The organism is Bacillus sp. F19 (assembly GCA_023823795.1).
Lineage (GTDB): Bacteria > Bacillota > Bacilli > Bacillales > Bacillaceae > Bacillus_P.
In genome coordinates this window covers 3548401-3564692 of record CP085710.1, presented here as the reverse complement: position 1 = coordinate 3564692, position 16292 = coordinate 3548401, and the positions used below count along the sequence as shown (strand labels likewise).

Here is a 16292-nt window from a genome sequence, read left to right as displayed (position 1 = left end):
TTATAAGCGGGGTAACCCGCTTATTTTTATTACATTCAAAGGAGAACTCAAATGAGGCCACCACAATTCAGGGTAGAGGTTAAGGAAAACGAAAGTCTCTATTCTTATCTTCACCGAACATTTATTGCCAATTTCTTTGATCATTTGGGCACTGCATTAATAGAGATCAAAGGTACTATCTATAGAACGAATTGTAATTATTTTGATCCAAAAAAAAAATGGTCTGTCTTTTTAAGAGATTACGTAAATCTGATGGGGATGGACCCTGCCCCAATGTTCTTAAATAAGTATAATGGGGTTATCTTTGGCCATTCACCTAATCAGTTAGAGAATCAGTGTATGTACGAAAAATATTATGCCAAGTATTGTCCGAGTTGCATCAGAGAAGATTTTTATTATCGATTACACTGGGATGTTTCTGTAGTAACGATTTGCACAAAACATAATCAATGGCTGTTAGAGAAGTGTAACCATTGTGGCGATCCAATCATTCTTTCACGATTTATGAGGGATAAGTGTAAGTGTGGATCTTCTTACTCATCCGCTGATATTAAAGGTGAACTTCCAGACAAATTAAGTTTATATATTCAAAAGAAAGTCCAGGGTTTACTTTTAAACGAAAATGCTCAGCTTAGCAATCGTTCGAACCAGATTACATTAGAAAGGACCGAATTTTTTCAATTGTTTTACCTTTGCAGCCAGATGATCGACAATTTCAAAATTGAGCGGATCAACCATCTTAAAATGAAATGTGAGTCTGATAGGGTTATATTTTTAAGAAATAGCAATATTAGAAGAGATATTAGTATGATGAATTTTATTGTGAATCACATCTTTTATTTACTAACTAAACCTGATAAATTCCTTCCGAAGATAATAGAATATATGGATGGGGATTTAATTTCGAAAGACACTAGGGCAAATAGATACAGATTGCTTAAAAAGGTAGTTTCACATCCTAGAGGTTCCTTCTATCATCAAGTTTATACGAATCACCTGAATACGTTAACATCTGAGTATATAAATGAGCGGAAAGCTATTAGACCGCTTAAAATAGAAAAAAAGTTCCTTTCTATAAATGAAACAATAAGGATGATAAACTCTGAGTATAAAGTAGTTCTCCGTTTGTGTGAATACGGATTATTATCTTGTTCTACTGAGTTTAAGCAGGGACGTCTCATTCGCTTGATAGAAAAGGAAAGCGTTGCCACGTACATGCAATTGAAAAAGCAATCCTGGAGTTTATTAAGGGCATCAAAATTTCTTGGGCTCAATTTAGATAGAACGGAAGATTTGGTTAATCAGGGAATGATAGATGCTAAACACGGTCCTGCCTTAGATGGTTATCCCATTTGGCTCATTAATAAGGATAACTTAATACATTTTTTGCAGACTATTATTAAAAACTGCAGAGTAATTGAAAGTCCAAATGACGACGAAGTTGTTTTTAACAAGGCGACTCTTATGACGAGACTGATATCAATTGAACCAGTCGATCTTATTCTACTGATTAGTCAGCGTAAGTTAAATTCGTCTATATTAAAAGATCAGATGAATTTTAAAGGATTATTTATAAGTCGAAAAGATCTGGATGAAATTGTTTTTCAAGAGAAGTTGAAACGCATTGAAAGGTTTGGATATACAAAAAAAGAGATACAAAAAATCTTTGGTGTTGGACAACGCACAGTCAACAAATGGGTAGAAACAATTTTAAAATTAGAATACAGAGACGTTTCATATGATAAAGCAGGTTATGTGAGTAAGGATCAAATTATAGGTCATTTAATGAGGATTAAAAGATGGAGCAAACAAGAATGTATAGAATACTTAGATAATAAAACCACTTCTCTTTAAGTGGTTTTTTCTTGGTTTCAAACGGATGATTCCATTCTCACGGTCTGTGGAAGAAGTTTCTTCTATCGCAATCTTTGTGAAAAGGTTTCTCAAGATATTTGACAACCATAGTTATGATAACAGGGTTTATAGATGGTTGTGTCTCAAGTTGTTTGAAGGATTACAATAGCTGTTGTGGCACAAAGGCTCGTAGCAGTGAAATGCCCTTTTTGCGCAAATGAATGCTCTCCTCACTGCAAAAAAATGAGAAAGTCCAGACGACTTGGAATTTTCGAGATGCTTTATGGAAAAAATCTGACTCTTGCCTTAAAAGAAGCCCGGGGAGAGGAAGTGGATTGTGACTATATAACCTTAAAAGATGTTATTAAAAAAGGAATTGCTTTAGGCTATTTATCCAATCAGTCAATGCATAAATGGATTTTTCAATATGAAGATTAAGAAAAAGTGGTTAATCAAAGATCAGGCAATGTTCTTAAAAAGACTCAGCGATCTATTGGAAAAAGGATATACGCTGAATGAAGCAATGAAGTTCACCTCAATTGATTTAAATGAGGAAAAGAAACAAGCGGTTTTCTTTTGCTTGCGGGAATTATCTAAAGGAGTACCTGTCCGCACAGCATTTGAAAAGCTGCGCTTCCATAATGAAGTGCTAAGTTATTTGTACTTTGCAGAAAGGCATGGAGATCTTGAAATTGCTCTTAGAGAAGGGGGGGAAATGCTGAACCGCAAGCTTGTGCAGCACGAAAAAATGAAAAAAGTTCTGCAATATCCTCTTTTCCTCTTTTTTACGATTGGTATTCTTCTGTATATCTCTCAGTCAGTTATTGCTCCGCAGTTTCAGCAAATCTATCATTCAATGAATATTAAGCCAAGTATACTAACTGAAATTCTTTTTATAATCTTTCAAGGCACTAAGTTATTCCTCATTTTTATCCTCATGCTTTTTGTTCTCGGCAGCATTTTTTACATTAGCTATTTTAAAAAGCTTCTGCCGCAGGAAAAAATGAGAATTGCAATAAAAATTCCGCTCTGGAAGAAATTTGTGATCCTCATTAACAGTTATTACTTTTCGTTGCAGTTAAGCAATTTATTGCAAGGCGGATTATCTATATATGAAAGCCTGACAGTCTTTGAAAATCAAAACTTGCTCCCATTCTACAGGGATGAAGCTTCCTGGTTTATTGATCATCTAAAGAAAGGAGAGCGTTTTGAAGGTTTAGTTGCACGAAACTTATTTTATGAGAAGGAACTGACTCAGGTAATCGGGCATGGACAAGCAAATGGGCATTTAGCGAGGGAGCTCTATACTTACAGTCAATTTGTTCTAGAACGGCTTGAGAACAAATTAATGAAGTGGATTATGCTGATACAGCCCGCAGCTTATTTTGCAGTCGGCATGACGGTCTTAATGATGTATTTATCAATGATTTTGCCAATGTATCATATGATGGAAGCTTTATAAAATCAGTCAAAATAAATTTAATAAAGAGGGGGAACACCATGGTTAAAAATGAGAAAGGTTTTACTTTAATAGAAATGCTGATCGTATTGCTTGTGATTTCTGTCCTGCTTTTGATTACCATTCCGAACATTACGAAGCATCATTCGAATATTCAGGCAAAAGGATGCGAAGGGCTGAAAAATACTGTACAGGCCCAGTCAACTGCCTATCAAATTGAACTCAAAGCAGTACCCACAATGGAGGATCTTAAGACTGAGAAGTATATTGAGGAATCCCCTGTTTGCCCGAATGGAACTGAGCTGATTATTGATGGCGATGGAAAGGTTGCTGAAAAGACAGAAGAATGAATCAGGCTATACACTGTTAGAAACAATTATGGTGATGAGCATTGTGTCTGTTCTGATGGTGATAACGATGCTTATTGTTCAGCCTTTTCAAAGTCAAAAAACAGCTGACTTGTTTTTTGAAGCGCTCGAAAGAGATGTCCTATATGCTCAGCAGCATGCAATCTCAAATAAAATAAGTGTGATGATTCTCTTTGACACAACAAAAAATCAGTACTTCGGCGTAGAAGGAGGTATACCAGCGAAAAGGTTATTTACTGTTAAATATGATTCGGGGATTCAAATGACTCCTTTAACAATGGATGCCCGCGTCCAATTTAATAGTGAAGGCGGAATATTATCAAGCGGATCGATGAGTGTTACCTTTCGCAATAAGAAGTACAGGATGATCTTTTATATGGGAATGGGGAGAATGAATGTTGAAGGACAGTAAAGGTTTTACTATGGCTGAAACACTTATGGCCTTTAGTATTTGGTCGATGATTTCTCTTATATTGCTTCCGGCATCGGTATACTTAAAAAAAGAGCGGGAAGAAATCAAGATTCACCATGAAGCCTTGGTTCTGCTTAAAGAACACATTGAATCCCTGAATTTTGAAAATCTTGAAAAAGAGAACGTTAATCTTTTCATTAAAGATCAAGAGTTTAAGATAACATGGAGCAAGGAGGAAGACATTGATCAAGCTTGCATCAATTGGGAAAGCCATGATGCTGCAAAGGAGGAATGCATGTATTCTTTTAGAGAATAAAGGATTTACATTTCTTAATATGCTGTTCTCTTTAAGCGTAGTCATCATTATTGTTTCTTCTTCGGCCTTCCTTATCCCTTACATTTATGAAATATCTGACAGGAAAAATGATTTGAATCTTCTTGAATGGGAGGTTTTTCTGCAGCAGACAGTTATTGAAATGCGGGAAGGAACGAATTTGAGTGTTGAGCCTCAAAGAATTTCTTTCACATCAAAATCAGGAAGAATCATTGAATATGAAAAATACGGCTATCTTATTCGCAGACAAGTGAATGGAACTGGCCATATCATCTGTCTCAGAAATGTCAAAAATATAAGATTTGAGCCAATTGCAGGCGGTGCCTCCCTTACGGTTACCAGCATGACGGATAATGAATACCGCAGCAGCCTCAGAAGTTTTCATGAACTGAAGGTCATGAAATGAAAAACGAAAATGGGTATATTCTGCCTTCCGTATCGATATTGGCTCTATTTTTCCTTATGGTTATCTTTCATCATACCGCTTTATATTTAACAGAAAAAAAGTTCTACCATGAAAGGAGCCAGACCGTTTTATTAGAAAATCTTATGCTGTATGGGGTTAAGCACTCCTTAAATCAGATTACTGAAGAAGAACATACAGCACAGCAGCTCATAAAATTAAAAAACGGGACAATTGTATATACTGTCTCGAAAAATGATCCAGAACATATTCTTGTAGAACTATCCTGCGAAACAGAAAACAAGAACTTCACTTCAGCTAATTATAAATACAGTTTAATCCAAAAGGAAATTGTTTATTGGTCTGCGTATTAAAGGATAGATGAAAATCATCTCCCATTATGAGCGAATCTGTGTTAAAGTTATGAAAAAAATACGGAGTGAGTGTTTGTGAAGGCTATTTTTTTAACAGGATTTATGGGAGCTGGAAAAACCACAATCGGAAAAGCATTGGCTGATAAGCTGAAATTTACGGTTTATGATATTGATGAATTCATTGAAGAAAAGACTGGAAAACAAGTGAAGACGATCTTTAAAGAACAGGGAGAGGGAGTATTCAGAGATCTGGAAACAAAATCCATTCAGATGCTCCCTGTGGAGGATGTTGTCATTACAACTGGAGGCGGGCTTCCTGTCCGCACAGAAAACCGAAAGTATATGAAGGAGAATGGAACAGTTGTTTTTTTGCATACTGATCTGGATGTCATTTTTGAACGGCTAAAGCAGGATGAAAATCGGCCGCTTGCATTACATGCTTCAAAAGATGATCTTACTGAATTGTATTTATCCCGCAAAAAAGCTTATGAAGATTGTTCATTTATGATCAATACGACAGGAAAGTCAATTAATGAAGTTACTGAAGAAATTATTGGGAGACTAGAAAGACAAGACACTGGCAATACTGAATAAAAAAGTGTGCATGAGGTGTTTGTTTTGTCTACAAATGATTATGTAAAATATATAACCCAGCAATTAGTTCGTTACATGGATACACCAAAGGAAGTACGAAAAGCAAAAAAGTCAATCCGCAAAACGGAACGGACTCCTTTTGCAAACAAATGGTTCGGAATTTTGCCATTTGCTGTCATGTTTTTCATGAAGAAGAAAAGGTAAAGTGCTTTATTATATCAAACGAGTTTATTGGGGCGCGCATGAAAAAGATTGAGCGTTTTATTAGATACTTTACCTTGTTCCGTGTGTCGGCTGAACAATTAAAGCCTGTATTAGAAGTGAGACGGGAATATTTGCTTGAAGTGTTTGAGGAAATCTTGAAAAAGTACGGAACGATTGAAAATTATGCTGAAATGGTTTGCGGGATTAATTAGGATCATATAGAAAAGGCTAAAATAAAATCTGCTTGATTAATCAGAAAAGGTACCCAATGGGTACCTTTTCTGATTTTTATTAGGACGTTCGAGCCGTTTGTTACTGTTCGGTCAAATTATTCCTGTATGCTCTAATCTGCCTCTTCTAACACTTGAATTTTTTTCACTTTTTCTGTTTTGGCATCGTAAGAGATCGTTACAAAAACACCAATGTCCTTCATTCCTTCACGTACAGTAACCTTATATTGTTTTACTGTTTGATTCTTTTTGGTATTATCCCAAATCTTCTGTGCAAATAGAACCTGTGACAATGGATAACGCTTTTTCGTCTCTTTGACAGCAAAGTCTTTCCAATCTGTGTGCTGTGCGGCTGAAACTGTACTGGAAATTGAAACCATTGAGGGAGTAAAACCGTATATAAAGAGAAGAAGCAATAAAACAATCGATTTTTTCAAACGTATCACCTTCCTTTTTAGTTATTTTTACCAAAAAAGGAGTCGTTATTCAAAAAGGGTTTATTATCTGAAGGGGGCAATAAAATGGTATTCGTGATTATTTTCTTTTTTATTTTATTTATTGCTGCAATTGTTACAGACGGGTATAGAAGTAAAAAAAGAAACAAAGGCACTGATTCCTCAGCTTTATATCCTTTTGCCGGATCAGATTCAGATGACCGTCATCACTCGGACTCTGGCTTCTTTGACTGGGGAGGCGGAGGAGATTCATGCGGCGGTGACGGCGGTGGAGGGGGCGGAGGAGATTAACTGGAGTAAAGCCGTTAAAGAGCGGCTTTATTCTTTTTTTATTTTTACGGAGAAAGGAAGAGATCTGTTCTATTGTTAAACCTGACACTCTCGCTTCCTCTATAAGTGAAAGCCATTCTGAGTCAAGATTAAGCTTTCATTTCAGTCACCGACCTCTTGTTCATTCCTTTTCTTAATATCGTTTAAATTTTATTAAATCCTGAAACGTACGAAAATCATCCCTGGTCAATCCCTGGTCAATGGCCTCTGAAATAAGATGGGAATTTCCTTTCTGTTGACGTAAATATTTAATCCTTTCCCCAATCATCCAAAAGGCTCCTTAATTATCAGTCTGATTTCATTATATAGAACAAATTGTTCTTTATAAAGTGATAAAAAGTAAGAGAAAGAGAGTAAATAACAGATAATCCTTGAAAAATGTTCTTTAAAACGAAAAGAATGACGGTTTTTGATGATATATTAATTGCCTTTAACGGCATATAATTTAATAGATCCATTTATTAAATACTTCTCGAAAGCTAATTATGTAATAGATTTTTCTTAATTACTGCTGAAATGTTCTTAATAAAGAATACCCTTCGGTAAACCATAAAGAGGATGGCTCCCTTGAGACAGGCTTTCATATTCTTGGCTGTTGTCAATGCATTAGTTGCAGGGCTTACTGTTATTGGTCTTCACTACAATTTAATAGCTGAAGCTAATCCATTTATGGAGTCGCTTTATGAGATACATCCCCTGCTATTTTCAGGTTTTAAACTATTTTTTCCATTTTCTTGTATTTATTTATTTATTTCAGGTGCTCGCCGTCGTCATCGGCAGTAAAATTCATTGCTTTTACGGCATTTTTTGCTTATGGGATTGTTTTAGCGATGCATGTTTATTGGATTTACTTAATTTTCATATAAAGCGGGGGACAGTCTTATGTATAAAAAACTTTGTAATCGCTGTTATCAGCCATCATTCAGCAGCTGCCCGGCAGATCGATGGATATGTCCAATCTGCACAAATGATCTAACAAAAATAAGAGCAATTCGAGCCGTGCATTTGCCTATTTTTAATCAGGAAAAGTATTTTTCAAAGAATGAAATAAAATTAACCAACCATTTTAATAAATACGCATAATAAAAACGCTCTGGGAATGTGCCAGAACGCCTGTCTAATAGATTGATTAGTTATCTTAACAATCAAATAAGAATTGCAGCATGAAAAAAGCACCTTATTAATAGCATTACACAAGGTACAAGCTTTCATTATTTATCTTGGTTCATTTTCCACCGGTTAAATTCAAGAAATTCACGAAATTGATCCTTCGTTACACCAGAATCCATCGCTTCTCTCACGAGGTTTGCCCATTCATTATCAAGATTATCTTTTTTTGTCTCATAAATTGGTTCGTCTAAAATTAGGGTATTCATGGATACTCCCAGTACGGATGAGACTTTTTCAAGAAATTGAACAGAAGGATTAGACTGCAGATTCCGTTCAATTGAACTTAAATATGATTTAGCAACACCAGCGCGATCGGCAAGCTCTGATAGAGAAAGTCCTCGTTCTTTGCGGTATTTACGGATGCGTTCACCAATCATATGATCACCTTCCCAGAGCCATTATAGCATATAACGAAGGTGGTGTTATATATATAGAACGATTTTTGCAAAAAAAAATATGTACAATTTCTGTTTGTCAATTTTTAAGTGTTTGCGTTTTCAAAAATTCTCTTATTTCTTCTTTGCTGATTCCCATTTTCAAAGCTGTCAGTATTAAATCTTTCCATTCCTGATCCATCTTTTCTACTTCCTTCATTAACATCTCCATTTTTTCTCCTCCTAAAATACGTCTCTGTATTTCAGGCAGTCCAGCCATCATAGTTATTAAGAACCTTAGATCTGTGACTTTGCGTCCTTGCTTTTCAGCAAGTTTGCCTTTGTCTGATTATGTGCAATAGTACAGTCTGCAAAAATCAAAAATTGTTTCTTTAGTCCTTAAGGTATATATATCTTATTTACTACTATTATAAAAAATGGTTTTTACTTTTTGTGCTGAAATGTGTCGATTGCAAAATATTTTTTCATTTTTTTGAAAATAATAGAATTAATTGGGTTTAACTTCCTTTATTATAGGCATTTTGATGGGCTTTAATTTTATGAAACGACAGAAAATTTTACGAATAAAAACAAACTGCAAAATCTTATTTTCTCGTTTGAAAATAAGATTTTGCAGTTTTCGACATTAATAGAACGCATTTTGCGACAAATAAAAAATTCCGCCATTTACAATCGAAACATTTATTTGCGGATCATATAATTCTTTCAATGCTGCTTTTTCTAATTGGTAGGCTTCCGGTTTCTCATCAAGGTCTTCATAAAAATGACTGAGCAGCATCATATCAGAGTTCCAGCGCTGTCTTGCATTGTCTGCCCATGAGTGGTCATCCTTCTCAATAATAGATTGAATATAGTTCTGAATGCGATTTAACCCGCTTTGTTCCTTAATCATTGGGGATGTTGTAAAGCAAAGATCAGGAATTCGCGGAGTTAAGGTCATTTTTTCTAAATGATCCTGGAAATTTTCGATGATTGCTCCACTGATCAAATGAAGACCGATTGAATATAAATGGTCCTTCTTTTTGTCGCTCTGATAAGATACCATGACATTTACTCCGAGCCATGGGTGAAGTGATTGCGAGCTTCCATTATTCGGAGAGTTTTCATAAAGGCGGATGTGACTTCCAAGCTTTTTGCTCGCCTGGTAAATCTGATGAAGTCTTGGTGCCCCGAAATGCATAATCTCTCCTTTTAAATCTTCAGGAGCCTGTTTGGCATCTGTAAGAAATGTCACCTGCATGGGATTTGGAACACCGCCGGTTTTTTCAAGATAGGTCCAGTAAAAAGGGCGGTTCATCAGCTCTTTATCCATTTCGATTGTTAACTGCACAGTCATATATCCTGGGTGTTTATCAATGATTTGACACGAATTTGCTGTGAAAAAACTTTCTAAGAATTGACTGATCTCTTGCTGCAGCATCTCTCTCTAGCCTCCTTATCAATCCTTATTTTCCATTCGCTGCTTTTTTTTCAGAGTGTTCCTGCTCGGCAAAATGAAGGATGGATGTTAAGTTTTCCATTTTGATTTTCATTTCGCCTTCACTTTTTGATTGAAAGAGAATATCCTGCAAATGATCTTCAAAATTTGAAATATCCAATCTGGTTAAAATTTCATCAAGCTCACCGATTACTTTTTCGAATAGATTAATTTTTTCATAAAGCAATTTTAAAATATGCTCTTCAACAGTATTTTTTGTAGCCATATTGTAAATATAAACGTCTTTTTCCTGGCCGAGGCGATGAATCCGGCCGATTCTTTGTTCAAGCCGCATCGGATTCCAGGGCAGGTCATAATTGATGATGTGATTGCAAAATTGCAGGTTTATGCCTTCGCCCCCAGCTTCTGTTGCAATCAGCACTTGAACACGGTTTTTAAATAAATCTTTCATCCAATCTTTTTTTCCCCGTTTAAATCCTCCCCGGAAAGGGACAGAAGAAATACCGTGCTGCTGCAAAAACCATTGCAGATAAAATTGAGTGGCGCGATATTCAGTAAAGATAATCACTTTATCATCAATTCTTTTAATAAGTTCCACTGCTTTTTGAGCTTTCGTGTTTCCGTCAACCTCATCAATGCACTGCATCAATTCCCTGATGATTGGCTCAGGCAGAGGGGAGGCTTCACCTGCAGGCCGATCGATCATTTTTTTTAGTGTCATATAAACGGCTTCCCTGCTTGAGCATGCTTCTCTTTGAAGCGTCATAATGGAAAACATGCTTGCAGCGGCCGTTCCGAATGATTTAAGTCTTGATATAGCTGTGTACAGATTTCGTTCTGTTGGAGAGAGTTCTATCGGGACCGTTTCAACATGGCGTTTTGGCCAGTCAATACCAGTATCGCCGCGGCGGTTTCGGATCATTACTTTGTTGACAAGCTCCTGCAGATGCTCATGATGTTCAAGAGATCGATTTTTTGCTGAGAAAACTTCTGAAAAATAAGCTTCGTTTCCAAGATGACCGGGTTTTAGAAGAGAGACAAGATTGAAAATCTCTTCAACACGATTTTGGATCGGAGTTGCTGTCAGAAGAAGGCAGTATTTTTTTTTCAGGCTCTGAACAAATTCATAGTTTTTTGTTTTATTATTTTTGAGTTTATGAGCTTCATCGATAATGACTAAATCATATTGCTGGGCAAGGACTATTTCTCTGTGAGGGCTTCGTTTTGCGGTGTCTATTGAAGAAACTACCACATCACATGCTTCCCAAACGTAGCTTTTCTTCTGCTCAACAGCAGGTATATAAAATTTTTCATGCAGTTCTCTTGCCCATTGTGAAACTAGAGAGGCCGGTACGAGAATTAAGATCTTTTTGGCAAGGCAGCGGATCATGTATTCTTTTACAATCAGTCCGGCTTCAATCGTTTTTCCAAGGCCCACTTCATCTGCTAGTATCGCTTTGCCGTTCATATGCTCAACTACCTGTCTTGCAACCTCTAATTGGTGCGGCAGGGGGGTAAAGTCTGTCAGATGATTTGGAGCCTGCAAGCCTTCAAACGAAGGAACAATTAAATGTTTTTGTACTTCACAGGCGAGTTTGTAATTTTCCCAATTCGCCCAAGGTCCATCATTTTCCAGTTTTTTAAAAAAAGTATCTTGCCAGGATGAATCAAAGTTGATTTTTACATTCATAAATGACAGCCCTTTCAAGCAAAGGTATAGTTATGGTGAATCGTTCACTTTAAGGCGTGAATTGGTAGTTAATTATGATGAAATACAAATAAATCAAGTTAAACACGAACATTAAATTAAAATATATGTTTAATATTTGTGTAAAAATAGATTGATGAATGCTGTTCATAATGGTAGGATGTTAATAAGTAAGAAAGTTGCTAACATACTTACTTTTCGGTTAGCATGCTTCTTTTGTCAAAAATGTCAAAATGTCAAAGAATGTTATCTCTTAGTATGACCAGTTTTACAGAAAATATGAGCGAATGAGAGCAAGGGGAGAGACTGCCGGCGGTTCTAATAAATGAAACCGCAAAAGCAGCGCCGAAGGAGCAAACATCTGTGAATCTCTCAGGCAAAAGAACTCTTGTTTGACGCAACTCTGGAGAGAGTTTGTGAAAGCAGCAAACCACCAAAGGGGAAAGCTTTGCTTATTTTTGGCAAGGTAAACTTTCAGGTGCAGGGACAGAGACTTCCTTTTTACATAAAGGGGGGTCTCTGTCCTTTTTTTATACTTTTTTGGGGAGGCGATTTGATTATGGCGGATTTAAAGCGAACATCATTATTTGATGTTTATAAAGAGCATGGTGCAAAGACAATTGATTTTGGCGGTTGGGATCTTCCCGTTCAATTTTCATCTATTAAAGAGGAACACGAGGCAGTTCGGGAAAGAGCTGGCTTATTCGATGTTTCGCATATGGGTGAAATTGAAGTGACAGGTACAGACAGTCTTGCATTTCTTCAAAAGACGATGACGAATGATGTTTCCCTTTTGAAAGACGGCGGAGCCCAGTACACGGCGATGTGCTATGAAGATGGCGGAACAGTAGACGATTTATTAATTTATAAAAAATCAGATATTCACTATTTATTAGTCGTGAATGCTTCAAATATTGAAAAAGATTATGATTGGCTCATCTCGCACAAATTCGGAAACACAGAGCTGCATAATATTTCATCAGATGTTGCACAACTGGCCATTCAGGGGCCACAAGCTGAATCGATCCTTCAAAAATTAACTGAAACAGATTTAAGTGGAATCAAGTTTTTTAAATTTAAAGATGACGTTGTAATCGATGATGTAAAGGCTCTTGTCTCCAGAACAGGCTATACAGGCGAAGACGGCTTTGAAATCTATTGCCCATCTTCAGAAGCGCCTTCCCTTTGGAAAGCGATTTTAGAAGCAGGCAAAAATGAAGGAATTCTTCCGTGCGGTTTAGGCGCACGCGACACCTTGCGCTTTGAAGCAAATCTGCCTTTATATGGTCAGGAACTTACAAAAGAAATTACTCCGATTGAAGCGGGAATCGGCTTTGCTGTAAAACCGAATAAAGAGGCAGACTTCATCGGAAAAGATATTTTAAAAGAACAAAAAGAAAATGGAACAGCAAGAAAGCTTGTCGGTCTTGAGATGATTGACAAGGGAATACCCCGACATGGTTATGAAGTATACCATGGAGACGAACAAATCGGCGAAGTAACGACTGGCACACAATCTCCTACATTAAAGAAAAATATAGGCTGGGCTCTGCTGAAAAAGGAATTTGCAGAACCGGGCACTGAAGTGATTGTGCAAGTGCGCAAGAAACGCTTAAAAGCAATTGCAGTTTCAACACCTTTTTATAAACGACCAAAAAAATGAACTAGTTTGAAAGGGGAACACATCCATGAAACATCGTTATTTGCCGATGACAGAACAAGATCAGCAGGAAATGCTTGATGCTGTCGGAGTATCTCATATAGATGAGCTTTTCTCAGACATTCCCGAGAGCGTGCGTTTTCAAGGGGAATATAAGATCAAGAAAGCAAAATCTGAAACGGAACTTGTGAAGGAGCTGAGTGAGCTTGCTTCTAAAAACAAGGATTTAAGAAGCAATGCTTCTTTCCTTGGTGCAGGTGTATACGATCATTACATGCCGATCTTAGTAGATCATGTCATTTCGCGCTCAGAATTTTATACAGCTTACACTCCGTATCAGCCGGAAATTTCTCAGGGCGAGCTTCAGGCCATCTTTGAATTTCAAACAATGATTGCTGAGCTTACGGGCATGGATGCAGCAAACTCTTCAATGTATGACGGCGGCACTTCATTAGCTGAGGCCGCGATGCTTGCAGCAGGTCAAACAAAAAAGAAAAAAGTCATTGTTTCAAAAGCAGTTCATCCGGAAAGCAGAGATGTTCTGAAAACATATGCTAAAGGACAGTACATTGAAGTAGTAGAAGTGCCTGTGAAAAATGGCGTCACAGATCTTGAAGCTTTAAAGGCGGAAATGTCAGACGATGTTGCGGCTGTCGTTGTGCAATATCCAAACTTTTTCGGGCAAATCGAGCCGCTGAAAGAGATTGAACCAATTGCCCATACAGGAAAAAGCATGTTTATCGTATCTTCCAATCCCCTTGCACTTGGAGCTTTAACACCTCCTGGGAAATTTGGTGCAGACATAGTTGCAGGCGATGCTCAGCCATTTGGTATTCCAACAGCTTTTGGCGGACCTCACTGCGGTTATTTTGCAGTAACACAAAAATTGCTGCGCAAAGTACCCGGCAGATTAGTCGGGCAAACAACAGACGAGCAAGGACGACGCGGGTTTGTATTAACACTGCAGGCGCGTGAACAGCATATTAGACGTGACAAAGCGACTTCTAATATATGTTCAAATCAGGCGTTAAATGCCTTGGCAGCCTCAGTTGCCATGACGGCACTCGGGAAAAAAGGCGTAAAAGAGATGGCATTTCAAAATATCCAAAAAGCAAACTACGCTAAAAAAGCATTTGCTGCAAACGGGATTGAGGTTCCATTTGAAGGGGCTATTTTTAACGAATTTGTCATTAAACTAAACAAATCGATTAAAGAGGTAAATGCAAAGCTTATTCAACAGGGCATCATTGGCGGTTTCGATTTAGGCAGTGTATACCCGGAGCTTGAAAACCACATGCTTGTAGCTGTAACTGAATTGCGCACAAAAGAAGAAATTGACCTATTTGTAAAGGAATTGGGGGATGGACATGAATAAGCAGGATCAGCCATTAATATTTGAACTGACAAAACCAGGACGAACAGGCTACAGTTTGCCTTCATTGGATATCCCTGAAATCGCTGCAGATGAATTAATTCAAAGTGAATATTTGCGTGCTGATGAAGCTGAACTGCCGGAAGTCTCTGAACTTGATATCATGAGACATTATACAGCTCTTTCCAAGAGGAACCATGGAGTAGATTCCGGGTTTTATCCACTTGGATCCTGTACGATGAAATACAATCCTAAAATCAATGAAAATGTAGCGCGTATGGCAGGTTTAGCCCATATCCATCCGCTGCAGGATGAAAGCACTGTTCAGGGTGCCCTGGAGCTAATGTATGATCTCCAGGAGCATCTCATTGAAATTACCGGAATGGATGAGGTTACGCTGCAGCCTGCAGCAGGTGCTCATGGCGAATGGACCGGACTAATGATGATCCGTGCTTATCACGAAGCCAACAACGATTTTAACCGGACAAAAGTGATTGTTCCTGACTCAGCTCATGGCACAAATCCAGCTTCAGCTACTGTAGCGGGATTTGAAACAGTTACGGTTAAATCAAACGAACAGGGCCTTGTAGATCTTGAAGATTTAAAACGTGTGGTAGGGGAAGATACAGCTGCTCTTATGCTGACGAATCCTAATACCCTTGGACTTTTTGAAGAAAATATTTTAGAAATGGCGAAAATCGTACATGACGCAGGAGGCAAGCTTTATTACGACGGTGCAAATTTAAATGCCGTATTAAGCAAGGCCCGTCCAGGCGATATGGGATTTGATGTCGTTCATTTAAATCTTCATAAAACATTTACCGGTCCTCACGGAGGCGGAGGCCCTGGATCAGGCCCAGTTGGAGTTAAAGCTGATCTGATTCCGTACCTTCCAAAACCTGTATTAGTTAAAAGAGATAATAAATATACGTTTGATTATGATCGTCCGCAGTCCATCGGCCGAGTGAAGCCATTCTATGGAAACTTCGGAATTAACGTCCGTGCTTATACGTATATTCGGACAATGGGACCTGATGGGTTAAAAGCGGTGACAGAGTATGCCGTTTTAAATGCAAACTACATGATGAGAAGACTTTCAGATGCCTATGATCTTCCATTTGACAGGCACTGCAAGCATGAATTTGTTCTTTCGGGCAAGCGTCAGAAAAAATTAGGGGTGCGTACGCTGGACATCGCAAAAAGGCTGCTTGATTTCGGCTATCATCCGCCTACCATCTACTTCCCATTAAACGTGGAAGAATGCATCATGATTGAACCGACTGAAACAGAATCAAAAGAAACGCTGGATTCATTTATTGACGCAATGCTTCAGATCGCAAAAGAAGCAGAAGAAAATCCTGAAATTGTACAGGAAGCACCGCATACGACAGTTGTCAGCCGCTTAGATGAGACTACAGCAGCAAGAAAACCGATCTTGCGTTATCAAAAGCAATAAAAGGCACACAAAAAGGATTCGCATTTCATGCGGATCCTTTTTATTTATGCATAAAAAAGTCTGCAGAACAGACTGC

General features: G+C 37.7%; 21 protein-coding genes, 1 pseudogene and 2 riboswitches. Of the genes and pseudogenes, 16 read left to right on the top strand and 6 right to left on the bottom strand.

The genetic code is table 11. The features are described 5' to 3' along the window. Positions 1-51 precede the first annotated feature (51 nt). The 11 genes from LIT25_18315 to LIT25_18265 all read left to right on the top strand — a co-directional run bounded on the left by LIT25_18315 (position 52) and on the right by LIT25_18265 (position 6214). Positions 52-1854 carry a TniQ family protein gene (locus tag LIT25_18315; protein ID USK32538.1) on the top strand — a complete coding sequence of 601 codons (1803 nt, stop codon included), beginning with the start codon at positions 52-54 and terminating at the stop codon, positions 1852-1854. Positions 1855-2130: 276 nt separating this feature from the next. Further along, positions 2131-2292 carry a hypothetical protein gene (locus LIT25_18310; GenBank protein USK32537.1) on the top strand — a complete coding sequence of 54 codons (162 nt, stop codon included), beginning with the start codon at positions 2131-2133 and terminating at the stop codon, positions 2290-2292. After that, positions 2282-3316, top strand: coding sequence for a type II secretion system F family protein (locus tag LIT25_18305; GenBank protein ID USK32536.1), 1035 nt, complete (start codon positions 2282-2284; stop codon positions 3314-3316). Before LIT25_18310 ends, LIT25_18305 begins: the two co-directional genes overlap by 11 nt. Positions 3317-3354: 38 nt before the next feature. Beyond that, on the top strand, positions 3355-3663 hold the full coding sequence (locus LIT25_18300; protein USK32535.1) for a prepilin-type N-terminal cleavage/methylation domain-containing protein: 309 nt from the start codon (positions 3355-3357) through the stop codon (positions 3661-3663). After that, on the top strand, positions 3641-4093 hold the full coding sequence (locus LIT25_18295; protein USK32534.1) for a type II secretion system GspH family protein: 453 nt from the start codon (positions 3641-3643) through the stop codon (positions 4091-4093). The genes LIT25_18300 and LIT25_18295 overlap by 23 nt, the downstream gene beginning before the upstream one ends. Continuing rightward, positions 4080-4409 (top strand): type II secretion system GspH family protein, encoded by a 330-nt coding sequence (locus LIT25_18290; protein ID USK32533.1) that lies wholly within the window; start codon positions 4080-4082, stop codon positions 4407-4409. Before LIT25_18295 ends, LIT25_18290 begins: the two co-directional genes overlap by 14 nt. Then, positions 4336-4833, top strand: a complete 498-nt coding sequence (locus tag LIT25_18285) for a ComGF family competence protein (protein ID USK32532.1) — start codon at positions 4336-4338, stop codon at positions 4831-4833. The genes LIT25_18290 and LIT25_18285 overlap by 74 nt, the downstream gene beginning before the upstream one ends. Further along, positions 4830-5204 carry a hypothetical protein gene (locus LIT25_18280; protein ID USK32531.1) on the top strand — a complete coding sequence of 125 codons (375 nt, stop codon included), beginning with the start codon at positions 4830-4832 and terminating at the stop codon, positions 5202-5204. Before LIT25_18285 ends, LIT25_18280 begins: the two co-directional genes overlap by 4 nt. A 75-nt stretch (positions 5205-5279) precedes the next feature. Further along, entirely contained in the window at positions 5280-5798 is a 519-nt protein-coding gene (locus LIT25_18275; protein USK32530.1) for a shikimate kinase, read from the top strand. 24 nt (positions 5799-5822) lie between these two features. Beyond that, on the top strand, positions 5823-6002 hold the full coding sequence (locus tag LIT25_18270) for a YqzE family protein (GenBank protein ID USK32529.1): 180 nt from the start codon (positions 5823-5825) through the stop codon (positions 6000-6002). After that, positions 5948-6214, top strand: coding sequence for a tyrosine-protein phosphatase (locus LIT25_18265; protein USK32528.1), 267 nt, complete (start codon positions 5948-5950; stop codon positions 6212-6214). Before LIT25_18270 ends, LIT25_18265 begins: the two co-directional genes overlap by 55 nt. A 131-nt stretch (positions 6215-6345) precedes the next feature. On the opposite strand, the gene LIT25_18260 is transcribed toward LIT25_18265, so the two are convergent. Beyond that, a complete protein-coding gene (locus LIT25_18260) occupies positions 6346-6678 on the bottom strand; it encodes a YqzG/YhdC family protein (GenBank protein USK32527.1) in 333 nt (110 codons plus the stop codon). A 75-nt stretch (positions 6679-6753) separates the two neighbouring features. Between LIT25_18260 and LIT25_18255 the strand changes: the two genes are divergently transcribed. Continuing rightward, the gene (locus tag LIT25_18255) at positions 6754-6978 is read left to right on the top strand and encodes a hypothetical protein (protein USK36419.1); all 225 of its coding nucleotides are present in this window, start codon (positions 6754-6756) and stop codon (positions 6976-6978) included. A 46-nt stretch (positions 6979-7024) separates the two neighbouring features. On the opposite strand, the pseudogene LIT25_18250 reads toward LIT25_18255, so the two are convergent. After that, positions 7025-7081, bottom strand: a pseudogene (locus LIT25_18250) (hypothetical protein). A 503-nt stretch (positions 7082-7584) separates the two neighbouring features. Here LIT25_18250 and LIT25_18245 point away from each other — a divergent pair. After that, entirely contained in the window at positions 7585-7800 is a 216-nt protein-coding gene (locus LIT25_18245) for a DUF5658 family protein (GenBank protein ID USK32526.1), read from the top strand. Positions 7801-8228: 428 nt separating this feature from the next. Here the strand turns inward: LIT25_18245 and LIT25_18240 are convergent, their stop codons facing one another. From LIT25_18240 to LIT25_18225, 4 genes are all read right to left on the bottom strand, one after another. Then, positions 8229-8564, bottom strand: coding sequence for a helix-turn-helix domain-containing protein (locus LIT25_18240; GenBank protein ID USK32525.1), 336 nt, complete (start codon positions 8562-8564; stop codon positions 8229-8231). A 97-nt stretch (positions 8565-8661) separates the two neighbouring features. Further along, positions 8662-8793 carry an anti-repressor SinI family protein gene (locus LIT25_18235; GenBank protein USK32524.1) on the bottom strand — a complete coding sequence of 44 codons (132 nt, stop codon included), beginning with the start codon at positions 8791-8793 and terminating at the stop codon, positions 8662-8664. Between the two features lie 31 nt (positions 8794-8824). Next, positions 8825-8911: riboswitch (cyclic di-GMP riboswitch) on the bottom strand. Between the two features lie 296 nt (positions 8912-9207). After that, positions 9208-10002, bottom strand: a complete 795-nt coding sequence (locus LIT25_18230) for a YqhG family protein (protein USK32523.1) — start codon at positions 10000-10002, stop codon at positions 9208-9210. Between the two features lie 25 nt (positions 10003-10027). Then, a complete protein-coding gene (locus tag LIT25_18225; protein ID USK32522.1) occupies positions 10028-11710 on the bottom strand; it encodes a DEAD/DEAH box helicase in 1683 nt (560 codons plus the stop codon). 305 nt (positions 11711-12015) lie between these two features. Further along, positions 12016-12126, top strand: a riboswitch (glycine riboswitch). A 161-nt stretch (positions 12127-12287) separates the two neighbouring features. Between LIT25_18225 and gcvT the strand changes: the two genes are divergently transcribed. From gcvT to gcvPB, 3 genes are read left to right on the top strand one after another with little or no spacing between them, the layout of a single operon-like run. Beyond that, a complete protein-coding gene (gene gcvT / locus LIT25_18220) occupies positions 12288-13391 on the top strand; it encodes a glycine cleavage system aminomethyltransferase GcvT (protein USK32521.1) in 1104 nt (367 codons plus the stop codon). 25 nt (positions 13392-13416) lie between these two features. After that, positions 13417-14763: an aminomethyl-transferring glycine dehydrogenase subunit GcvPA gene (gcvPA, locus tag LIT25_18215; GenBank protein ID USK32520.1), complete on the top strand. Its 1347-nt coding sequence runs from the start codon at positions 13417-13419 to the stop codon at positions 14761-14763. Next, entirely contained in the window at positions 14756-16216 is a 1461-nt protein-coding gene (gcvPB, locus tag LIT25_18210; GenBank protein USK32519.1) for an aminomethyl-transferring glycine dehydrogenase subunit GcvPB, read from the top strand. Before gcvPA ends, gcvPB begins: the two co-directional genes overlap by 8 nt. The last annotated feature ends 76 nt before the right edge of the window (positions 16217-16292 follow it).